The 19,775-nt window shown below is 60.0% G+C and carries 22 protein-coding genes and 1 pseudogene; 10 read left to right on the forward strand and 13 right to left on the reverse strand.

Annotated elements, in window-relative coordinates; genetic code table 11:
• Positions 1-55 precede the first annotated feature (55 nt).
• Together AWU82_RS03770 and AWU82_RS03775 are read left to right on the forward strand one after the other, a co-directional pair.
• On the forward strand, positions 56-310 hold the full coding sequence (locus tag AWU82_RS03770) for a type II toxin-antitoxin system prevent-host-death family antitoxin (RefSeq protein ID WP_064383936.1): 255 nt from the start codon (positions 56-58) through the stop codon (positions 308-310).
• Complete coding sequence (locus AWU82_RS03775; RefSeq protein WP_064383937.1) at positions 307-561, forward strand: Txe/YoeB family addiction module toxin; 255 nt, start codon at positions 307-309, stop codon at positions 559-561. The genes AWU82_RS03770 and AWU82_RS03775 overlap by 4 nt, the downstream gene beginning before the upstream one ends.
• On the opposite strand, the gene AWU82_RS03780 is transcribed toward AWU82_RS03775, so the two are convergent.
• Positions 555-1,742, reverse strand: coding sequence for an aspartate aminotransferase family protein (locus tag AWU82_RS03780; RefSeq protein WP_064383938.1), 1,188 nt, complete (start codon positions 1,740-1,742; stop codon positions 555-557). The genes AWU82_RS03775 and AWU82_RS03780 overlap by 7 nt on opposite strands.
• 102 nt (positions 1,743-1,844) lie before the next feature.
• Between AWU82_RS03780 and AWU82_RS03785 the strand changes: the two genes are divergently transcribed.
• The 3 genes from AWU82_RS03785 to AWU82_RS03795 all read left to right on the forward strand — a co-directional run bounded on the left by AWU82_RS03785 (position 1,845) and on the right by AWU82_RS03795 (position 4,227).
• Positions 1,845-2,750 carry a LysR family transcriptional regulator gene (locus tag AWU82_RS03785; RefSeq protein WP_007956710.1) on the forward strand — a complete coding sequence of 302 codons (906 nt, stop codon included), beginning with the start codon at positions 1,845-1,847 and terminating at the stop codon, positions 2,748-2,750.
• Positions 2,751-2,824: 74 nt separating this feature from the next.
• Positions 2,825-3,349, forward strand: a complete 525-nt coding sequence (locus tag AWU82_RS03790; protein ID WP_064383939.1) for a DUF6622 family protein — start codon at positions 2,825-2,827, stop codon at positions 3,347-3,349.
• A gap of 173 nt (positions 3,350-3,522) precedes the next feature.
• Positions 3,523-4,227: a hypothetical protein gene (locus AWU82_RS03795; protein WP_064383940.1), complete on the forward strand. Its 705-nt coding sequence runs from the start codon at positions 3,523-3,525 to the stop codon at positions 4,225-4,227.
• Positions 4,228-4,294: 67 nt separating this feature from the next.
• On the opposite strand, the gene AWU82_RS03800 is transcribed toward AWU82_RS03795, so the two are convergent.
• The 9 genes from AWU82_RS03800 to hmpA form a co-directional block, all read right to left on the reverse strand.
• The gene (locus tag AWU82_RS03800) at positions 4,295-4,786 is read right to left on the reverse strand and encodes a RidA family protein (RefSeq protein WP_007956714.1); all 492 of its coding nucleotides are present in this window, start codon (positions 4,784-4,786) and stop codon (positions 4,295-4,297) included.
• 230 nt (positions 4,787-5,016) lie between these two features.
• Complete coding sequence (cyoE, locus tag AWU82_RS03805; protein WP_007956716.1) at positions 5,017-5,904, reverse strand: heme o synthase; 888 nt, start codon at positions 5,902-5,904, stop codon at positions 5,017-5,019.
• A gap of 10 nt (positions 5,905-5,914) precedes the next feature.
• Positions 5,915-6,250 carry a cytochrome o ubiquinol oxidase subunit IV gene (gene cyoD / locus AWU82_RS03810; RefSeq protein ID WP_007956718.1) on the reverse strand — a complete coding sequence of 112 codons (336 nt, stop codon included), beginning with the start codon at positions 6,248-6,250 and terminating at the stop codon, positions 5,915-5,917.
• Positions 6,250-6,876, reverse strand: coding sequence for a cytochrome o ubiquinol oxidase subunit III (locus AWU82_RS03815; RefSeq protein ID WP_007956720.1), 627 nt, complete (start codon positions 6,874-6,876; stop codon positions 6,250-6,252). Before AWU82_RS03815 ends, cyoD begins: the two co-directional genes overlap by 1 nt.
• A gap of 3 nt (positions 6,877-6,879) precedes the next feature.
• Positions 6,880-8,910 (reverse strand): cytochrome o ubiquinol oxidase subunit I, encoded by a 2,031-nt coding sequence (gene cyoB, locus AWU82_RS03820; RefSeq protein ID WP_064383941.1) that lies wholly within the window; start codon positions 8,908-8,910, stop codon positions 6,880-6,882.
• A gap of 3 nt (positions 8,911-8,913) precedes the next feature.
• Positions 8,914-9,855, reverse strand: coding sequence for a ubiquinol oxidase subunit II (gene cyoA, locus AWU82_RS03825; protein WP_011335843.1), 942 nt, complete (start codon positions 9,853-9,855; stop codon positions 8,914-8,916).
• Between the two features lie 824 nt (positions 9,856-10,679).
• A complete protein-coding gene (locus AWU82_RS03830; RefSeq protein WP_064383942.1) occupies positions 10,680-11,189 on the reverse strand; it encodes a disulfide bond formation protein B in 510 nt (169 codons plus the stop codon).
• A gap of 25 nt (positions 11,190-11,214) precedes the next feature.
• Entirely contained in the window at positions 11,215-11,775 is a 561-nt protein-coding gene (locus AWU82_RS03835) for an ester cyclase (RefSeq protein ID WP_064383943.1), read from the reverse strand.
• A gap of 234 nt (positions 11,776-12,009) precedes the next feature.
• Positions 12,010-13,191, reverse strand: coding sequence for an NO-inducible flavohemoprotein (hmpA, locus tag AWU82_RS03840; protein ID WP_064383944.1), 1,182 nt, complete (start codon positions 13,189-13,191; stop codon positions 12,010-12,012).
• Between the two features lie 163 nt (positions 13,192-13,354).
• Between hmpA and norR the strand changes: the two genes are divergently transcribed.
• The 5 genes from norR to AWU82_RS03865 all read left to right on the forward strand — a co-directional run bounded on the left by norR (position 13,355) and on the right by AWU82_RS03865 (position 17,751).
• Positions 13,355-14,908 carry a nitric oxide reductase transcriptional regulator NorR gene (gene norR / locus AWU82_RS03845; RefSeq protein WP_064383945.1) on the forward strand — a complete coding sequence of 518 codons (1,554 nt, stop codon included), beginning with the start codon at positions 13,355-13,357 and terminating at the stop codon, positions 14,906-14,908.
• 124 nt (positions 14,909-15,032) lie between these two features.
• The gene (locus AWU82_RS03850) at positions 15,033-15,935 is read left to right on the forward strand and encodes a chemotaxis protein CheV (protein ID WP_007956731.1); all 903 of its coding nucleotides are present in this window, start codon (positions 15,033-15,035) and stop codon (positions 15,933-15,935) included.
• Between the two features lie 27 nt (positions 15,936-15,962).
• Positions 15,963-16,421, forward strand: a complete 459-nt coding sequence (locus AWU82_RS03855; RefSeq protein ID WP_064383946.1) for a GNAT family N-acetyltransferase — start codon at positions 15,963-15,965, stop codon at positions 16,419-16,421.
• 169 nt (positions 16,422-16,590) lie between these two features.
• Positions 16,591-16,914, forward strand: coding sequence for a hypothetical protein (locus AWU82_RS03860; protein WP_064383947.1), 324 nt, complete (start codon positions 16,591-16,593; stop codon positions 16,912-16,914).
• A gap of 87 nt (positions 16,915-17,001) precedes the next feature.
• On the forward strand, positions 17,002-17,751 hold the full coding sequence (locus AWU82_RS03865; protein ID WP_064383948.1) for a YkgJ family cysteine cluster protein: 750 nt from the start codon (positions 17,002-17,004) through the stop codon (positions 17,749-17,751).
• Here AWU82_RS03865 and AWU82_RS03870 read toward each other — a convergent pair.
• From AWU82_RS03870 to AWU82_RS03875, 3 genes and pseudogenes are all read right to left on the reverse strand, one after another.
• The gene (locus AWU82_RS03870; protein ID WP_418333519.1) at positions 17,721-18,812 is read right to left on the reverse strand and encodes a methyl-accepting chemotaxis protein; all 1,092 of its coding nucleotides are present in this window, start codon (positions 18,810-18,812) and stop codon (positions 17,721-17,723) included. The two genes, AWU82_RS03865 and AWU82_RS03870, sit on opposite strands and share 31 nt — an antisense overlap.
• A 243-nt stretch (positions 18,813-19,055) precedes the next feature.
• A pseudogene (locus AWU82_RS29485) lies at positions 19,056-19,337 on the reverse strand (PAS domain-containing protein); the annotation flags it as partial.
• A gap of 147 nt (positions 19,338-19,484) precedes the next feature.
• Positions 19,485-19,712 carry a hypothetical protein gene (locus AWU82_RS03875; RefSeq protein WP_039765632.1) on the reverse strand — a complete coding sequence of 76 codons (228 nt, stop codon included), beginning with the start codon at positions 19,710-19,712 and terminating at the stop codon, positions 19,485-19,487.
• Positions 19,713-19,775: the final 63 nt, after the last annotated feature.

A 19,775-nucleotide genomic window follows, 5' to 3' on the forward strand; every position in this document is an offset into this window, starting at 1 on the left:
GCCTTGTCATCCTGTACTCGTTTCTGAACGTTCTTTGCATCAAGCGAGGTGTGAAATGGACACTATCAACTACACCACAGCTCGTGCGTACTTGGCTGAAACCATGGATCGCGTGAATGAAGACTGCGCCCCACTTCTGGTAACCCGTCAAAAAGGCGAGCCTGTAGTGATGATGTCTCTGGCCGAATATAACGCGCTGGAAGAAACGGCTTATCTGCTGCGCTCTCCGGCCAATGCCGAGCGCTTGATCAAATCGATTGGCGAAATGCGCGCTGGAAAAGCCAAAGTCAGGCAACTAATTGAAGAATGAAAATCCAGTTCACGCCAACGGTCTGGGAAGACAACTTATGGCTTCAGCAAAACGATAAGGCCGGTCTCAAACGAATCAATCTTCTGATCAAAGCGATCCAGCGCCAACCCTTTGAAGGCTTGGGTAAACCGGAGCCGCTCAAGCACAACATGAGCGGCTTCTGGTCACGGCGGATAACTGCCGAGCATCGCCTGGTGTATGCAATCGTAGACGGCAAAATCTGCGTCATAACTTGCAGATTTCACTACTGACCGAAGGATGAGACATGGCTCAGGGAACGGCCAACTCCTCTGACAATCATCCCCACCTCTCGCTCATCAATCGTCAGCGGCGGCAGCAACCGGATCGTCTTGCCGCGCGTGACGTTGATCAGCAGTCCATGATCCCGCGCGGCAATCAGTGTCAGGTCGCGGATCGGCTGTTTGAGTTCGATGCCGATCATCAGCCCTTGCCCGCGAATCGCCAGCACATTCGGATTGTCCGCCAGCTCTGCACGCAAGCGGGTCAGCAGGCACTCGCCCTGGACCCTGGCATTTTCCAGCAGGCCTTGTTCCTCGATGATCTCGAGCACGGTGCAACCCACCCGGCACGCCAGTGGATTGCCGCCGAAGGTGCTGCCGTGGCTGCCGGGGGTGAACAGATCGGCCGCCCGGCCCCGTGCCAGGCAGGCACCGATCGGCACGCCGTTGCCCAGGCCTTTGGCGAGGGTCATGACGTCGGGAACGATGCCTTCGTGCTGGAACGCGAACCAGCGACCGGTGCGGCCGATGCCGGTCTGGATCTCGTCGAGCATCAGCAGCCAGGCGTGACGGTTGCACAATTCACGCAGGGCCTTGAGGTAGCCGGGCGGCGCCAGTTGCACGCCGCTTTCACCCTGAATCGGCTCGACCAGAATCGCCACGATTCGCTGGCCATGCTTGCGCTGTACCTGCTCCAGCGCCTCAAGATCGCCGAACGGAACCTTGACGAAATCCCCGGGCAACTCATTGAAACCCAGGCGCACCGCCGGGCCATCGCTGGCGGACAAGGTGCCGAGGGTACGACCATGAAACGCGTTGGCCATGACCACCACCAGAGGCTGTTCGATACCTTTGCGCCAGCCGTACAGACGCGCCAGTTTCAGCGCGGTTTCGTTGGCCTCGGCACCGGAGTTATTGAAAAACGCTCGCTCCATCCCCGCCAGCTGCGTCAGCTTCTGCGCCAGCGATTGTTGCCAGTCGATGCTGTAGAGATTGGAGGTGTGCAGCAGCAATCCCGCCTGCTCGCTGATCGCCGACACGATGCGTGGGTGCGAGTGGCCGACATTGGTCACCGCCACGCCCGCCACCGCGTCCAGATACTCGCGGCCCGCCTGATCCCAGAGTCGGGTGCCCAGGCCTTTGATGAAGCTCAATTCCAGCGGTTGATAGGTGTTCATCAGGGCGGCGGTCATGTCGGCAAACTCCAGCGAGGTGAGAGGTGCTGGCAGTATGGTTATCCATCTGAACTGGATAAACTCGGCAAAACTTCAATCATTTAAAAGCCTGGTTTGATAATGGATCTGTTCCAGTCGATGAGCGTGTACGTCAAGGTTGTGGAGTCCGGCAGCATGACGGCGGCCGCTTTGCAGTGCGAAATGTCCACGACCATGGTGGGCAATCACCTGCGGGCGCTGGAGCAACGGCTCGGTGTGCAATTGCTGCAACGCACCACCCGCCGCCAGCGGCTGACCGAGTTCGGCAGCGTTTACTACCAGCGCTGCCTGGAAGTGCTCGGCCTGGTCGCCGACTCCGAACGCCTCGCCGAACAGACGCTGGATGAACCGCGCGGCATCCTGCGGGTGACCGCGCCGCTGACCTTTGGCGTCGAACGCCTGGCCCCGGCGCTCAGCGAATTTTCCCTGCAATGTCCGCAGGTCAAACTCGACGTGATCCTGACCAATCGCCGCCCGGATCTGTTGGAAAGCGGTCTCGACGTGGCCTTCCGACTGGGCCACTTCGATCAATCCAACCTGATCGCCCGCCCGCTGATCGACTACACCCTGACCGTGTGCGCCTCCCCGGAGTACGTGGCCCGACGCGGCATGCCGCTCACGCCTGAAGAACTGCGTCAGCACGATTGCCTGTCCTTCGCCTACCCTGCCGGTGACGACTGGCAATCGGTGGAAAAACAGTGGCGTCTCAGCGGCCCGGACGGAGAAATCATGGTCGACGTCAAAGGCCCGATGCTGATCAACAGTTCCGCCGGACTGCATCAGGCCGCGCGCACCGGCATGGGCATCGTGATGCTGCCGGACGCACTGGTGGAACAGGACTTGCGCGACGGCAGACTGGTCGTGGTGATGCCGGACTATCAGCCGCCGAACCGCCCGATGCATCTGCTCTACGCGCCGGATCGCTATCGGTTGCCTAAACTGCGTCGCTTCGTCGAGTTCGCCATGCAGATGTGGGGCAGACCCTGATCGGATTGAAAAGCCGACGATCATTTTGACAGAGGCTATGATTCAGCTCTCCTTTCCAGCATGGATGCTGCGCAATGCTCACGATTCTGCAAAACACTCCGCTACGGGTTTACCTGATTTTTCTGCTGGTGGTTTATTTCGGCATCAAGTCGTTTTCTCCCCGACGCGAGAGCCGTGCCTCGATGCTGATAACACCCCCGGCGTTTTTGGCGTGGTCGCTGTATTCCCTGAACCTGTCGATCAACCCGGCCTTGTTTTTCAGCACCTGGCTCGGCGCGCTGTTGCTGGGCGGCCTCTCGGCCTGGCTGGTTTTCTCTCGGCGGGGCGTGGTGCTCGACGACTCCGCGACAGGGCTGATCATGCCGGGCACGGTAAAAATCCTGATCATGTACCTGATGTTCTTTTCCGCGAACTACTACTTCGGTTACCAGCATGACGTGAATCCGGAGCTTTCCGCGTCCCCGGACATGCTGCTGCTCAAAGCCTGCATTGCGGGCTTCATGTGCGGCCTGATCGGCACCCGTTCTCTAAAGCTCTACTGGACGCTGCGTGGCCTGACGTCCCGGCGACTACCGGAGAACGCTGTCGCCAATGATTGAGACAAGGCACGCGCAGTGTCTGGTTGCTCATCACAAATCATCCGGACAAATAATCGGCACCACCGGCCCCTTGCTCCGTGACAACGCCGCCGCGCTCCCCTAAATTAGTCGGCCTGAAAAAGCCCCCAGCGCTTTCTCGTCTCATCTCAAGTTAAAAAAGTAGTGAAATTTCAATGTCCGATTTCAACACCGCTGAATCCGTAGTCACTCTGTCGTCCAAAGCGGAATACGAAAACTCCATCAATCTTTCACAACACATCCCACAGGCGAAGATCATCAGCGAGATGGTGCTGGACGCGTTCCAGTCGAGCCGCGAGAGCGATCAGATCCGCGAACTGCGCGCCGCGATCCGTCAGGCCCACGACCGCTTCGATGACGACCAGGCCTATGAGCTGATGGGCGAACTCAAGCGCCTGAAGGACGCCGAAGCCGCCGACATCGCCGCCCTCGAAGACCTCAGCAGCAAATTCCCGATCAGCCGCATCCTGTCCAGCTTCAAGGACGATCCGGCGTTCCAGGAAATCGTCTACGGCCTGGCCCTCAAGGTGCTGAACCAGACCCATCAGGCGATCAGCAACCCGAGCGGCGGCAAGAGCAAGGCCGCACGCGCCAAGAAAGACGTCGAGGTGTTCAGCATCAGCAAGGACGGCATCAGCGTGACCCTGCCGCTGCGCACACCGCGTTCGCGCCTGAGCGTAGATCGCGAGGCGCTGGAGTTCCTCGGCTTCACCTTCGTCGGTGAAGGCGAAGAGGCGGAAATCGAAGGCGAAACCTTCGTCGACAACGCCGGCACCGAGCACGCGATCAACCGCAAGAACATCATCACCGCGCTGCAACAGCAGACCGCGTTCGACGGTTACAGCATCGCCGCCCAGTAATACCGGCGCTGACGAAAAAGCCCCGCTCTGACATTCAGGCGGGGCTTTTTGTTGTCCCTGATCGGCGTTATGCCGACGGGTGCACGGCGGCAATCATATCGACTTCGATGGCTGCGTTTTTCGGCAACTGATAGACGCCGACGGTGGTGCGGGTATGGCGCCCGACATCGCCCAACACATAACTGAATACGTCCGAGGCGCCGTTGGCGACTTCGCTGAGGTCGACGAAATCCGGGGTGGACTTCACGTACACCGTGACCCGCAACAACGACCTGACCTTGTCCAGCGAACCGACTGCATCGACGATAAAGGCCAGACAGCGCATCGCGCTGATGCTCGCCGCAGCCTGCGCATCCTTGAGCGTCAACTCCTGCCCCACCCGCCCCGGATACTGAATCTTGCCCTCGGTGCGCGGCACCATGCCACTGATGTAAATCTCATCGTGATGACGGATCAACGGCGCGTAATTGCCACCCACCGTGTTCTCGCCATTGATGTCGTAATTCAGCTCTTTTGCCAGGGCAATGAAGCGCTCGTCGCAGGTCATCCTCTCAGTCATTTCGCCCAGCCTCTTGATCGATGCATGTAGTTGGATCCGAATCTAGGGCTTTTGCCTATCGACCGCAACCTGTCGATTTCTAGCTAGTCGTTTCGGGGGAATGGCTGATTACCCCACCCTTTTGGGAGAGAGTCCGTTCGCGACAAAGGGCGTCGTTTCTCCATCATCCGAGCAACAAAAAACCCCGCTCATCTCTCGATGAGCGGGGTTTCTCGTACAACGTTCGAACCTTACGGCGCGTACGTCAGCAGCAGCTCGGTCGGCACCTTGAAGTCCAGGGACATCATGACGCTCAACGCGGTGATGGTGAAGATCGAGAACACGAACAGCTTGCGTGCCCAGACCGTGTCATCCACCGCCTTGTAGCCGGTCCAGGCCATGTACAGCCAGTACATGCCCATGGCCGCGGCGACGGCGAGGTAGCTCATGCCGGCGTAACCGCTGAAGGTCAGCATCAAGGTCGCCACGAGGAAGGCCAGGATGTAGATCAGGATGTGCTTCTTGGCCACCTGGATTCCGCGCTTCACTGGCAGCACCGGAATCGATGCGGCCAGGTAATCGTTGAAGCGGAAGATCGCGATGGCGTAGGAATGCGGCATCTGCCACAGGCTGAACATCACCAGCAGGGTCAGCGCGGCCATGTCGAAGCTGTTGGTCACGGCCACGTAACCGATCACCGGCGGCATGGCGCCCGACAGACTGCCCACCAGCGTGCCGTGAACCGACTTGCGCTTGAGGTACAGGCTGTAGAAGCCGACGTAGATGATGAAGCCGATCACGGCGAACAATGCGGCCAACGGGTTGGCCACCTTGTACAGCAACGCAACGCCGGCGACACCCAGGACGGTCGCATAGACCAGGGCCAGTTTCAGGGAGATCAAGCCCTGGACCAGCACCCGGTTCTTGGTGCGTTCCATCTTCAGGTCGATGTCGCGGTCGATGCAGTTGTTGAACACGCAACCGGAGGCCACAACCAGGGAAGTGCCGATCATGGCTGCCAGAAACACGGCCAGATCGACATGCCCTTTCGAGGCCAGGAAGAACCCGCCTGCCACAGAAAGCACGTTACCGAAAATGATCCCCGGTTTGGTGATTTGGATAAAGTGCTTGAGCGACATCGGGTTTACCTCACTTCGCCATCATGTAGGTGTGGATGCTGAACATGATCCACAGCGACAGACCGACCAGCAGCACGATCACGATGGCCGTAAAGACGAACGCAATCACGTTGTTACGTTGAGCGATGGAACGGTCCAGGTGCAGGAAGTAATACAGGTGAACGATCACCTGGATCACGGCGAACAGCAGGACGATTGCCAGCGTCGTCGACTTCGGCAGGGTCGGGAACATCACCAGGCCGAACGGGATGACGGTCAGGATTACCGACAGGATGAAGCCAATGGCGTACGACTTTACGCTGCCGTGGCCAGCATCATGGCTGTCATGGGAGTGTGCATTAGCCATTACAGGGTCCCCATCAGGTAAACAACGGTGAATACGCAGATCCACACCACGTCCAGGAAGTGCCAGAACAGGCTCAGGCAGCTCAGACGGGTCTTGTTGGTCGCCGTCAGGCCGTGCTTGTTGACCTGGTACATCATGATGCCCATCCAGATCAGACCGGCGGACACGTGCAGACCGTGGGTACCGACCAGCGTGAAGAACGCCGACAGGAAGCCCGAACGGCTAGGACCGAAGCCCTCGGAGATCAGCAGGTGGAACTCGTTGATCTCCATGGCGATGAAGCCTGCGCCGAGCAGGAAGGTCATGAACAACCAGCCCAGAACCTGCTGCTTTTTACCCTTGTACAACGCCAGCATGGCGAAGCCGTAGGTGATCGAACTGAACAACAGCAGAGCGGTTTCGCCCAGCACGTATGGCAGTTCGAAGATGTCGTGGCCCGACGGGCCACCGGCGACGTTGTTTACCAGTACCGCGTACACCGCGAAGATCGACGCAAACAGAATGCAGTCGGTCATCAGGTAGAGCCAGAAACCGTATACGGTCATCTCGCCCGAGTCGTGGTGATGGTCATCGTGCCCATGGTCATGACCATGGGCGTGTCCAGCATTGGTCACTAAGTTCGACATTGTTTAAGCCTGTTCCAACTTGGTTTCAACACGGGTTGCGGAAGCAGGGATCTTCCCGGCCGCTACCAGACGCTTGTGCTGCTCGGCTTCGATGCGCTCGATCACGTCGACCGGCACCATGTAGCCCTGATCGTCACGTGCTGCGTGGATCACGAAGTAGATGACAGTGCCGGCCAGGCTGGCGATCGCCAACCACCAGATGTGCCAGATCATCGCGAAACCGAACACGGTCAGCAGTGCGCCCATCACCACGCCAGTGGCGGTGTTGTTCGGCATGTGGATCGGTTCGTACTTGGCCGGAGCCTTGTACGCGGTACCGTTTTCCTTGGCCTCGGTGAACGGATCGATGCAGTCTGCTTTTGGCAGTACAGCGAAGTTGTAGAACGGAGGTGGCGACGAGGTCGACCATTCCAGGGTATGGGCATTCCACGGGTCACCGTGTTCGCACATGTTTTCCGGTTTCTTGCGGTCACGCACCGACACGTACAGTTGGATCAGCTGGCAGGCGATACCGACAGCGATCATCACCGCACCGAACATGGCAACGTACAGGTACGGTACCCACTCAGGGTTGGTGGTGGCGTTCAGACGACGGGTCATGCCCATGAAGCCCAGAGCGTAGAGCGGCATGAACGCGACGAAGAAGCCCGAGATCCAGAACCAGAACGCTGCTTTACCCCAGCCTTCGTGCAGCTTGAAGCCGAACGCTTTCGGGAAGTAGAAGCCGAAACCTGCGATGTAGCCGAATACCGCGCCGCCGATGATCACGTTGTGGAAGTGAGCGATCACGAACAGGCTGTTGTGCAGAACGAAGTCAGCACCCGGGATGGCCAGCAGTACGCCGGTCATGCCGCCGATGGCGAAGGTCACCATGAAGCCCAGGGTCCACAGAACCTGGCTGGTGAAGCGCAGACGGCCCTGGTAGATGGTGAACAGCCAGTTGAACAGTTTCACACCCGTCGGGATGGAAATCAGCATCGTCGCCAGACCGAAGAAGGCGTTGACGCTGGCACCCGAACCCATGGTGAAGAAGTGGTGCAGCCAAACCATGAAGCCCAGTACCGAGATCGCGCCCGAGGCGTAGATCATCGAGTGATGGCCGAACAGTTTCTTGCCGGTGAAGGCCGAGATGACTTCCGAGAAAATGCCGAACGCCGGCAGGATCAGGATGTAAACCTCAGGGTGGCCCCATGCCCAGAACAGGTTGACGTACATCATCGGATTGCCACCAAGTTCATTGGTGAAAATGTGGAAATCCATGTAACGGTCAAGGGTCAGCAGTGCCAGGGTAGCGGTCAGGATCGGGAACGAAGCCACGATCAGAACGTTTGCCCAGGTGCAGGTCCAGGTGAAGATCGGCATGTCCATCAGTTTCATGCCAGGGGTACGCATTTTCAGCACGGTCGCGAGGAAGTTGACCCCGGTTAGCGTTGTACCCAGACCCGATAGCTGTAGCGCCCAGATGTAGTAGTCCATCCCCACGCCAGGGCTGTATTGCAGACCCGACAGCGGTGGATAGGCAACCCAGCCGGTCTTGGCGAATTCGCCGACGCCCAGGGACAGGTTGATCAGCACGACGCCGGACACCAGCAGCCAGAAGCTCAGGGAGTTCAGGAACGGGAACGCAACGTCACGTGCGCCGATCTGCAGCGGCACTGCAAGGTTCATCAGGCCGGTGAAGAATGGCATCGCCATGAAGATGATCATGATCACACCGTGAGCGGTGAAGATCTGGTCATAGTGTTCAGGTGGCAGGTAGCCAGGCGAACCCTCGGTGGCCATGGCCAGCTGGGTACGCATCATGATGGCGTCGGCAAAACCGCGCAGCAGCATGACCATGGCGACGATGATGTACATCACGCCGATTTTCTTGTGGTCGACCGACGTCAGCCACTCGGTCCACAGGTAAGTCCACTTCTTGAAGTAGGTGATTGCAGCGAACAACGCCAGACCACCGAGCGCGATCATCGAGATGGTGACCATCACGATCGGCTCGTGGAAAGGGATCGCTTCCCAACTTAATTTACCAAACATCGTTTACTCCTCTGCCCCGGCAGCTGAATGCGAATTCGAGTCCATATCCGTTGCCGCCACTTCTTTCTCTTTCTTCTCGTGCTTCAGCGGCTTGCCCGGTTTCATGCCTTCGTACTTGTCGACGATGGTCTGGAACAGGTTCGGCGTGACCGAGGAGTAGAGCTCGACTGGATTGTTCTGGCTTGGCTTGGCAAGGGCTGCGTATTCAGCGGCTTCAAGCTGTTTAGGTGCCTTTTTGACTTCACTTACCCAGGCGTCGAAATCTTCCTGAGAAGTTGCGATCGCTTTGAATTTCATACCGGTGAAACCAGCGCCGCTGTAGTTGGCGGAGATACCGTCCATTTCAGCGTTGCGGTCAGCGATCAGGTGCAGCTTGGTGGTCATGCCCGCCATCGCATAGATCTGGCCGCCCAGGCCCGGGATGAAGAACGAGTTCATCACCGCGTCCGAAGTGATCCGGAAGTTAACCGGGGTATGCGCCGGGAACACGATCTTGTTGACCGTGGCAATGCCTTGTTCCGGGTAGATGAACAGCCACTTCCAGTCCAGCGCGACCACTTCGATGGTCACTGGCTTGACGTCGGATTCGATCGGACGATACGGATCCAGCGAGTGGGTCGACTTGTAGGTGATGTAACCCAGGGCAATGATGATCAGGACCGGGATGGTCCAGACTGCCACTTCGATCTTGGTCGAGTGCGACCATTTCGGGGTGTAGACGGCGTTCTTGTTCGAGGCGCGGTACTTCCAGGCGAACAGGAAGGTCATGACGATGACCGGCACAACGACCAACAGCATCAGCAGCGTGGCGGTGATGATCAGGTTGCGCTGTTCCAGGCCGACCTGGCCCGTTGGATTGAGCAAGGTCATGTTGCAGCCTCCCAGCAACAACGTGCCGAGCAGCGGCACTAGGCCTAGTAATCTGGGGTACCTGTTTTTACTCATCTCACGACCTCTAAAGCAGCTTGCGCAATGCAGTTGGGTTTTGATCGCCAACACTTCACCCTGCCAAGGGTTGGCATTTTCTTTGGATTGAATAAGGGCTGCCCGTCGCGCGTCAGACGCTCGACAAAACCTGGGACAGCGGTCAGTTCTTATTCGAATTCGTGGTCAAAGGCCTTGTTACAGACCAATTCCATTTGGTGCGGAAAGTTGGAAGGCACCGACACCTGGGTGTCTCGCAAGCCTCTCGGCTGCCCGACACCCGACTTCCTGCTCGCCTCCTTAATAAAGGCTGAACAGTGCCGGGAATTCAGTGCGGGCGATTGTAGATAGGTAGCGCCCTATACACCATGTCTTATCCCGAAATAATTTTTATCGCTCAGAGCAACAATCCATCACCGTTTTTGCAAAAGTGACCCATGTTATCGAAATCGATTCTCAACAAAAACACCAAAAAGTGTACGTCTATCCGCATCAGTTCAGACAGCTCCGTGGGCTTTTTCCCACCGCGCGATTCGCGCAAAGCCCGATATCCCAAGGCTTTTGGCCATCTGTCAGAGTCTGTTAAAACTGCCTGATCCGGCACCCCCGTGCAAAGAACGAAAAACGCCGGAACAGACCAATCCTTTTTTGTAACAGCACTCCAATCCGAGCCGGTGAAACGCGCTGCGACACGGCGCGTGTGACAACATGTCGCACACCTGTCGCACCCTTCCTTGCCGTTCGTCACGGTGTTTTCACACAGACCCTGAAATGCCAAACGCCCCGATTTGCGTCACCGCAAATCGAGGCGTTTGTATTATCGGCGCAGGCGCCGAAAAGTTGATTCAGCGCAATGCTTTTCGGTTACGCGAGGTCAGCAGCGGCACCAGGATCACCACCAGCACGAAGGCCAACAGCGCCCATTGAGCGAGCGACAGGCCGAGAATCGGCGGGTACGGCGTCGAGCAGAAACCGTCGACCTGGAAGCCCAGCGGGAAGATCTTCGCCAGCGGCAGGTCATCGACGATCGGCTGCAACACATCGATGCCGCAGCTCACCGCCGGATAGAACTGGGTGTACACGTGATGCCCGGCGACACCGGCCCCGGCGATGGCACAAATCACCACCAGCACCTCGAACACGGTGATGCTGCGTCGGGTGCGCATGGCCGCGCCGATGAACGCGAACAACGCGATCAGCAGCAACGCATAACGCTGCAGGATGCACAGCGGGCACGGCGCCTCGCCCAGCACGATCTGCATGTACAGCGCACCGCCGATCAGCGCCAGGCAGATGATGCCCAGCAACACCAGATAGCGCCGCTCACGTCCCAATCGAATCGTTTCCTCGCTCATCGCGTTTCCCTTTCATGTCCATGGTTCAGCTGGCCGGCGGCTGCGCTTGCAGTTGCGCCATCAGGCTGATGTTGTCTTCGATATGCCAATTGGCCGCGATGCGACCGTTGTCGATCTGATAGATATCGGTTGCCCGGAAGTCTACACGCTGGCCCTGCCCTTTGAGAGCCTTGAACGTGCCGGTGAAATGCCCGCGAAAGTGCAGATGCACCACCACGCGATCCCCGGCGACGACCATTTGCTCGATCTCGCAACTCAAGTCCGGCACCGCCGTGCGAAAGAACTTCGACGCCAGCAGCGGCCCGGTCGGCCCCTGCACCCGGCCTTCCGGCGGGGTCTTGTCGACGAACTGCGGCGACAGGGCGGCGGTGGCCAGCGCCTCTTCGCCCGTGTTCCAGAAACTGCCGTAACGCCGCGCCGCCAGCTCCATCGCATCACGCTGGGCCTTGGGCAGGCTCTGATCGACGATCAGGGTCTGGGGTTCGATCAAGGCGGATTCGGCGAACGCGAACGGACTGGACAGCAAGGCAACCGACAGGCCCAACGTGGCCAGGCTGAAACGACGAGAGGAGGCGAAGTGCGACATGGGGGCGATCCTGATCATGTAAACGAACGAGCGCCTATCATCAGCATCGGGGAATAAACGATAAACCGGTTAAGAAACGATTAACCTTTAAACAGAATTTAAGAATCAAGTCCGCGTAACGGCCAATCGCGGGCAAGCCCGCTGCCACAGGTTCGGTGTCGTATACACATTCTGTGAACGACGCCGAACCTGTGGGAGCGGGCTTGCCCGCGATAGAGGCGACTCGGTCCTGGATTACTCCAGAGCAGCAGCCGGCCCGAAGAACTCATACCGGCTCTGCTTCTCAGGCACGCCCAGCGCCTTCAGGTGACGCTTGATCGCCCCCATGAAACCTTTCGGCCCGAGGAAGTAAGCGTCCACATCACGCTCCGCCGGCAGCCACTCGCCCAGTTGCTCCTCGCTCAACAACCCGACCTTGTCCGCCGCCGGGCTCACGCCGTCATCTTCGGCGTAGCAATAGAAGCGCTTGAGCTGCGGATGACGCGCGGCCAGACCATCGATCCAGTCACGGAACGCATGCACGCTGCCATTGCGCGCGCAGTGAATGAAATGCACCGGACGCTCGGTTTCCAGCGCCGCTTCCAGCATCGCCAGCGTCGGAGTGATGCCGACGCCGCCGCTGATCAGTACCAGAGGTTTGTCGCTGGCGGTCAGGGTGAACTCGCCCGATGGCGGGAACAGCTGGATGCTGGCACCGACATGAAGCTGATCGTGCAGGTAATTGGAGGCACGGCCGCCCGGTTCGCGTTTGACGCTGATGCGGTACTGGCCTTTATTGGCCAGGGCCGACAGCGAATAGTTGCGACGGATCTCTTCGCCGTCGAGGATCAGCTTCATGCCGATGTACTGGCCTGGTTCGGCCGCCAAGATCGGGCCCTTGTCCGCCGGCTCGAAGTAGAACGAAGTGATTTCCGCGCTCTCCTCGACCCTGGCCGCGACGATGAACTCCCGCGCCCCGCGCCAGCCGCCGACGGCCTGTTCTTTCTGGTCATAGATGGCGGTTTCGGCACCGATGAGAATCTCGGCCAGCTGACCGTAGGCTGCGCCCCAGGCGCTCATCACCTCCGGGGTGGCGATTTCTTCGCCGAGCACTTCGGAGATGGCGCGCAGCAGGCAGGTTCCGACGATCGGGTAGTGCTCCGGCAGGATCTGCAACGCCACGTGCTTGTTGATGATTTTCGCCACCAGATCGCCCAACTGGTCGAGTTGATCGATGTGTCGCGCATACATCAACACGCCGTTGGCCAGGGCGCGAGGCTGGTCACCGCTGGCCTGGTGGGCCTGGTTGAACAGCGGGCGGACTTCCGGGTACTCGGAGAGCATCATGCGGTAGAAATGGGTGATCAGCGCTTCGCCGCCGCTTTCCAGCAGAGGCACGGTGGATTTGATGATGGCACGATCCTGAACGCTAAGCATAAGGGTGACTCCTGAGCTTTCTCTAAAAGTGCCTTAGCTATTCCAGTATTCGTGCCAACTATTTTGTTCATATAAATCAATAGCTTGAAAATAATGTAGTCAGATCGACACAAGCACCTCTATAGTCGCTTGGACTACAACGTGTCTCTTTGACTACAGGCCTATGTCCGCCAAATCATTGCTCACCGCCCTGCTCCCACTGGTCTCCGACCTGTCCCGCGAACTGCCCGAAGGCGAGCGCTACCGACGCCTGCTCGAAGCCATGCGTGCCCTGTTGCCCTGCGATGCCGCCGCATTGTTGCGCCTCGACGGCGAGTGGCTGGTGCCGCTGGCGGTGGACGGATTGAGTACCGACACCCTCGGCCGCCGGTTCAAGGTCAGCGAACACCCGCGCTTTGAAGTGCTGCTGGCCGGCGAAGGGCCGACCCGTTTCGCTGCCGACAGCGATCTGCCCGATCCGTACGACGGACTGGTCGACGGCCTCGACGATCATCTTGAAGTTCACGATTGCCTCGGCTGTCCGTTGTTCGTCGATGAAAAGCTGTGGGGGCTGATCACCCTCGACGCCCTCGATCCGGAGCGCTTCGAACCGATCGAACTCGACGCCCTGCAAGCCTTCGCCAGCCTCGCTTCGGCCACGGTCAACGCCGCCGAACGCATCGAGCGTCTGGCGATCCGCGCCGAGGACGAACACCAGCGCGCCGAGGTCTATCGCCAGGCCAGCGGCCAGCAGAACCGCGAAATGATCGGCCAGAGCAAGGCGCATAAACGGCTGGTGGAAGAGATCAACCTGGTCGGCGGCAGCGATCTGACCGTGCTGATCACCGGCGAAACCGGAGTCGGCAAGGAACTGGTGGCCCAGGCGATCCACGCCGCCTCCAAGCGTGCCGACAAACCGATCATCAGCCTCAACTGCGCAGCGCTGCCGGATACGCTTGTCGAAAGCGAACTGTTCGGCCACGTGCGCGGCGCCTTCACCGGTGCCACCAGCGACCGGCGCGGCAAGTTCGAACTGGCCAACGGCGGCACACTGTTTCTGGATGAAGTCGGTGAGTTGTCGCTGACCGTCCAGGCCAAGCTGTTGCGGGTGTTGCAGAGTGGTCAGTTGCAGCGCCTGGGTTCGGACAAGGAGCATCAGGTCGACGTGCGCCTGATCGCTGCGACCAACCGTGATCTGGCCGAAGAAGTGCGCAGCGGCCGCTACCGAGCCGACTTTTACCATCGCCTCAGCGTTTACCCGTTGCGGGTGCCGGCGCTGCGTGACCGGGGTCGCGACGTGCTGTTGCTGAGCGGTTACTTCCTGGAACAGAACCGCTCGCGCATGGGCCTCAATAGTCTGCGCCTGAGCAGCGACGCCCAGGAAGCGCTGCTGGCCTACACCTGGCCGGGCAACGTGCGGGAACTGGAGCACTTGATCGGACGCAGCGCGCTGAAGGCGCTGGGCAACTGCAAGGTGCGACCGAAGATTCTCAGTTTGAGCGCGATGGACCTCGATCTGCCGCGCGAGGTTGTGGATAACTCGCCGACGCCGTCCGAAGCGACTGCCGCTCTGCCATTGATCAGCGGCGACCTGCGCAGCGCCACCGAGCAGTATCAGCGGCAGTTGATCAGTGCAGCGCTTGAGCGCAATCAGGACAACTGGGCCAGTGCCGCCCGTGAACTGGGGCTGGACCGGGCGAATCTGGGGCGGATGGCGAAGCGGTTGGGGATGAAATAAAAGTCCCGCCGTCGGATTGGCGCCGGAATCCCTAAAGCCTGCCGGTTACAAGTCGATAACCCGGCATCGATACCTGCTGGCGATCCGTGCGATCGCCGCTCACCTTTTTCCACAGAAGGTTTTTATGTCTTCCAACAAAGCCCGCGCAGATTCACTTTCGCTTCTGCTGTTTACCTTGCGCAGCGGCAAGCTGATGGCGATCAACCTGCTGAAGGTCAGTGAAATCATCCCCTGTCCGCCGCTGACCAAGCTGCCGGAGTCGCACCCGCACGTCAAAGGCATCGCCACTTTGCGCGGTGCTTCGCTGTCGGTGATCGACCTGAGCCGCGCCATCGGCGAGCGGCCGCTGGAAGATCCGAACGGCGGCTGCCTGATCGTCACCGACGTCAGCCGTTCGAAACAGGGTCTGCATGTGCAGGCGGTGAGCAAGATCGTGCATTGCCTGACCACTGACATCAAACCGCCGCCGTTCGGTTCCGGCGGTTCGCGCGCCTACATCACTGGCGTGACCTCGGTGGACGGCACGCTGGTGCAGGTGCTGGACATCGAAAAAGTCATCCACGGCATCGCCCCGGCGCAGATCGAAATGGCCCCGACCGAGCTGAGCATGGAAGACGCCGAAGTGCTGGGCAACGCGCGGATTCTGGTGGTGGACGACAGCCAGGTCGCGCTGCAGCAATCGGTGCACACCCTGCGCAACCTCGGCCTGCAATGCCACACTGCGCGCAGCGCCAAGGAAGCCATCGACTGCCTGCTGGACCTGCAAGGCACGGCGCAGCAGATCAACCTGATCGTCTCCGACATCGAAATGTCCGAGATGGACGGCTACGCCTTCACTCGTACCCTGCGCGAGACCCCGGACTTCGCCCACCTCTACGTGCTGCTGCACACCTCACTCGACAGCGCGATGAACAGCGAAAAGGCCCGCCTCGCCGGCGCCAACGGTGTGCTGACCAAGTTCTCCTCGCCCGAACTGACCCACTGCCTGATCGAAGCGGCCAAATTCGTCGCGGCTCAGGGCCACTGACTCTTGAGCGAGACGTTCTGCTTCCTGATGCGGCGCGACCTGGGCCAGGACGTGCCGGCCATCGAATGGCCGAACGGCATCGAAATCGCCACCTACAGCGCCGAACGTGCAGCCGCCGTGCATGAGCTGATGCAGTTCGGCTACCGCGAAGGCGGTGGTCGGGTGCCAGCGCCGGACGTCTGGCAACAGCAGTTTGAAAACGACCCGGAATACGATCCTGCACTGTGTTTCATCGCCAGCGATGCCGAAGGCGTCATCGGCGTGGCGCAATGCTGGACCAGTGCCTACATCAAGAATCTGGTGGTGCATCCTCGCGCTCAGGGTCGTGGATTGGGTCGGGCGTTGCTGCTTCATGCGTTCAAGGCGTTTCAGGATCGGCGCGAAGGGTTTGTCGACCTGAAGGTGCTGGAGAGCAACCAGCGAGCGCAACGCTTGTACGAAAGGTCTGGAATGTACGTGGTTCGCCGGGAACTGGTGCCGGACTGACAGACCGCCATCGCTGGCAAGCCAGCTCCCACAGGTTTCCGGGTGTTTGCAAAATCTGTATTCGCCATCAATCCCTGTGGGAGCGGGCTTGCCCGCGATGGCGGCCTCAAGACAACTTTTCCTCCTCAGGCATACTCCAACCCTGGCCTAACCCCAAGGATGCCCGACCATGAAAACCGTTACCTTAAGCCTGCTCTGCCTCACCGCACTTGCTCCTCTGGCACACGCCTCCAGCCCCGACGCCTGGGCGGCCTACGACAAAACCGTGCTCGCCAGTTGCACCAAGGCCAGCGGCCTGAAAAACGCCAAACCGGTCGGTAACGCCGCGCAATTCGATGACCGCGTCGGCTACACCGCCCTGTTGCTGCAAGGCCAGTACCCGCAAAAACACATGAAGGGCCAGCAAGGCACCGAGCTGTGCCTGTACAACAAAAAGTCGAAAACCGCGTTCGTCACCGAATGGGACTCGATCCGCCCGACCGCCAAACCCTGAGCGAATGGCGCACAACTTGCTTCACTCCGGGCCTGTACGGCGGCTTTATGTCGCCGATTCACACCCTGATTGAAGATTGCCCGCTCAATGAATACGACCTTTTCCTGCGTAGGCTGCGGCAAATGCTGCACCGATCACCATGTGCCCCTGACCCTGGCCGAAGCCCGCATGTGGGCGGCTGACGGCGGTCAGGTGATCGTGCTGGTGGAGGCGTTTCTCGCCAACGGCCTCGGCCTGCCGGAGCAGCAGCGTGAACACGCTCAGCGGCGTTCGGCGGTAGTACGCAGCGGAATGTCCGACGCCCATGTGGCGATCACTTTCGCTGCCTACAACGTTGGCCCCTGCCGGAATCTTGACGAAGACAAGCTGTGCCGCATTTACGAGCGCCGGCCGCTGGTGTGCCGCATCTATCCCGCCGAAATCAATCCGCACATTGCGCTGAACCCCGCCGCCAAGGACTGTCCGCCAGAGTCCTGGGAGCAAGGGCCGCAGTTGATCGTCGGCGGTGAGCTGGTGGATCAGGAACTGGTGACGCTGATCCAGCGCTCCCGTCAGGCCGATCGGGATGACATCCAGACCAAGGACGCGATCTGCGGCCTGCTCGGCATCCGCACCACCGCGCTCAAGGGCGACGGGTTTACCGCGTATCTGCCGGACATGGGCGCGTTTGCCTCGGTGATCGATCAGGTCACGGCGCAGCCATTGAGCGAAGGTTCCAGTGAATGGCTGTTCCATGTCTCCGGCGACGACATCGCCGGGCAAGTACGGGCGGCCGGGGCACAGGTGGTGTCCGAACCGCCGCAGACCTACGCGTTCATCTCGTTGCGAGCAGCCTGAGCGCCCTGCCGCCGCCCCCAGAATTCCCGCGCCAGCGACCGCAAATCCCCCGCCAGCCCCGCCACATCCTGTGAGTTGAGCTGGCTCTGGCGCCCCTCATCCACCGTCAGCTCGCACGCCGTGCGAATACTGACGATGTTGCGGTTGATGTCCTCACTCACCGCGCTCTGTTCTTCAACCGCCGCCGCAATCTGCAGACTCATCTCGGTGATCTGCTCGACCCGGCCGCTGATCCCGTCCAGGGCCCGGGCCGCACGCTGCGCCTGTTCGACGCTGTTATCCACATGTTCGCTGCTCTGCTGCATCACCAGCACCGCATCCCGCGCGCCGTTTTGCAGGGTGCTGATCATCCGTTGAATCTCGTTGGTCGATTGTTGAGTGCGCTGAGCCAGACCGCGCACCTCATCGGCCACCACCGCAAACCCGCGTCCGGCATCCCCGGCCCGGGCCGCTTCGATCGCCGCGTTGAGCGCCAGCAGGTTGGTCTGCTCGGCGATGCTGCGAATTACCTCCAGCACCCCGGAAATTTCGCTGCTGTGGCCTTCGAGTTGATGAATCACCTCGGTCGCCCGCCCCAACTCCTCGGCCAGCCGCAACACCGCACTGCGACTCTCGCCGACCAGCAAATGCCCCTCCCGGGTTTCCGTCCCGGCCATATCCGCCGCCACCGACGCCTGCTGCGCATGGCTGGCGACCTCGGCCACACTGGCCGCCATCTGATGAATCGCCGCCGCCACCTGATCGGTTTCCGCCTGCTGCGCCAACGTACTGGTATGACTGCTTTGCAAATGATCCACAAGCTGCGCCGCATGCCCGGCCAGTCGCTGCGAGGCATCACCGATCCGCCCCACCACCGCACCGACCTGCGCCTCAAGCATCTGCAACGCAAACTCGATCTGCCCGAACTGATCCTGCCGCCCGGTATAAATACCCTGACTCAACGGGTTGTCGGCAATCCCTCGCGCCCGCTCGGTCAGACGTTCCAGTGGCCGCAATAGCCAACCCACGCCCAAGGCACACGCGCCGCTGCCGACCACCAGCGCAGCCGCTTCGATGCCCATGGACTCCGGCCGCAGCCAGGCTTCAATCCCCAGTACCACCGCCAGCACTGAACTGTTCAACGCCATAATCTTCGCCCGCAAACTCAGCGCCGGCAGTCGCTGCCAACGCACCGCACGCCCCTCGCGCAACTGCGCATACGCCCGCTCCGCCGCCGCCATCTGCCGCGCATCCGGCCGTGTACGCACCGACTGATACTCCACCGCCGCACCGTTCTGCGTGACCGGCGTGACATAGGCACTGACCCAGTAGTGATCACCGTTCTTGCAACGATTCTTCACCAGCCCCATCCACGACCGACCGCCCTTGAGCGTCTGCCACATATGGGCAAACGCCTGCGCCGGCATGTCCGGATGACGCAGCAAATTGTGCGGCGCACCCAGCAGCTCGTCGCGGCTGTAACCGCTGATCCTGATGAAGTCGTCGTTGGCGTAGGTGATCGCGCTGGTCAGATCGGTGGTCGAGAGAATGTTCGCATCCGGCGCAACATCGACATTGCGCCCGGTCACCGGGAGATTGATCTTCATGGAAAGCGCGCTCGTTTTATTGGAAAGAGTCGGCAGGGCTGCTGACTCTAAGCGCACTCACTGGTGAAACGTTGATCTGGCTCAGGAACTGAGCAATTAGCCATCACAGTGACCGAAAATCACAGCAACGGCCGAGGCGGGATTGAATCAGCGCTTGCCCATCGAACGGCGAGTACCCGAAGGTGCCACACCCGGAATCTTGGCATGACGATCACCGTCCTTGCCCTTGAACTGCGGCTGCTTCGCCGCTTTGGCAGCCGCCAGCTCACCTGGCTTGAACGGAAACTTGAACGCAGGAATGGTCGGCTTGGATTCACCGGCCTCGGCCAGCTCTGCCGGGACATCGCTCACAGCGTTGTCGATTGGGGAAGTCATGAAAGCTCCGCGAAGCAAAAAGTCCGGCCCGGTGGACGAGCCGCGAAAGCGCGCAGTATACCT

Source organism: Pseudomonas glycinae, assembly GCF_001594225.2.
Lineage (GTDB): Bacteria > Pseudomonadota > Gammaproteobacteria > Pseudomonadales > Pseudomonadaceae > Aquipseudomonas > Aquipseudomonas glycinae.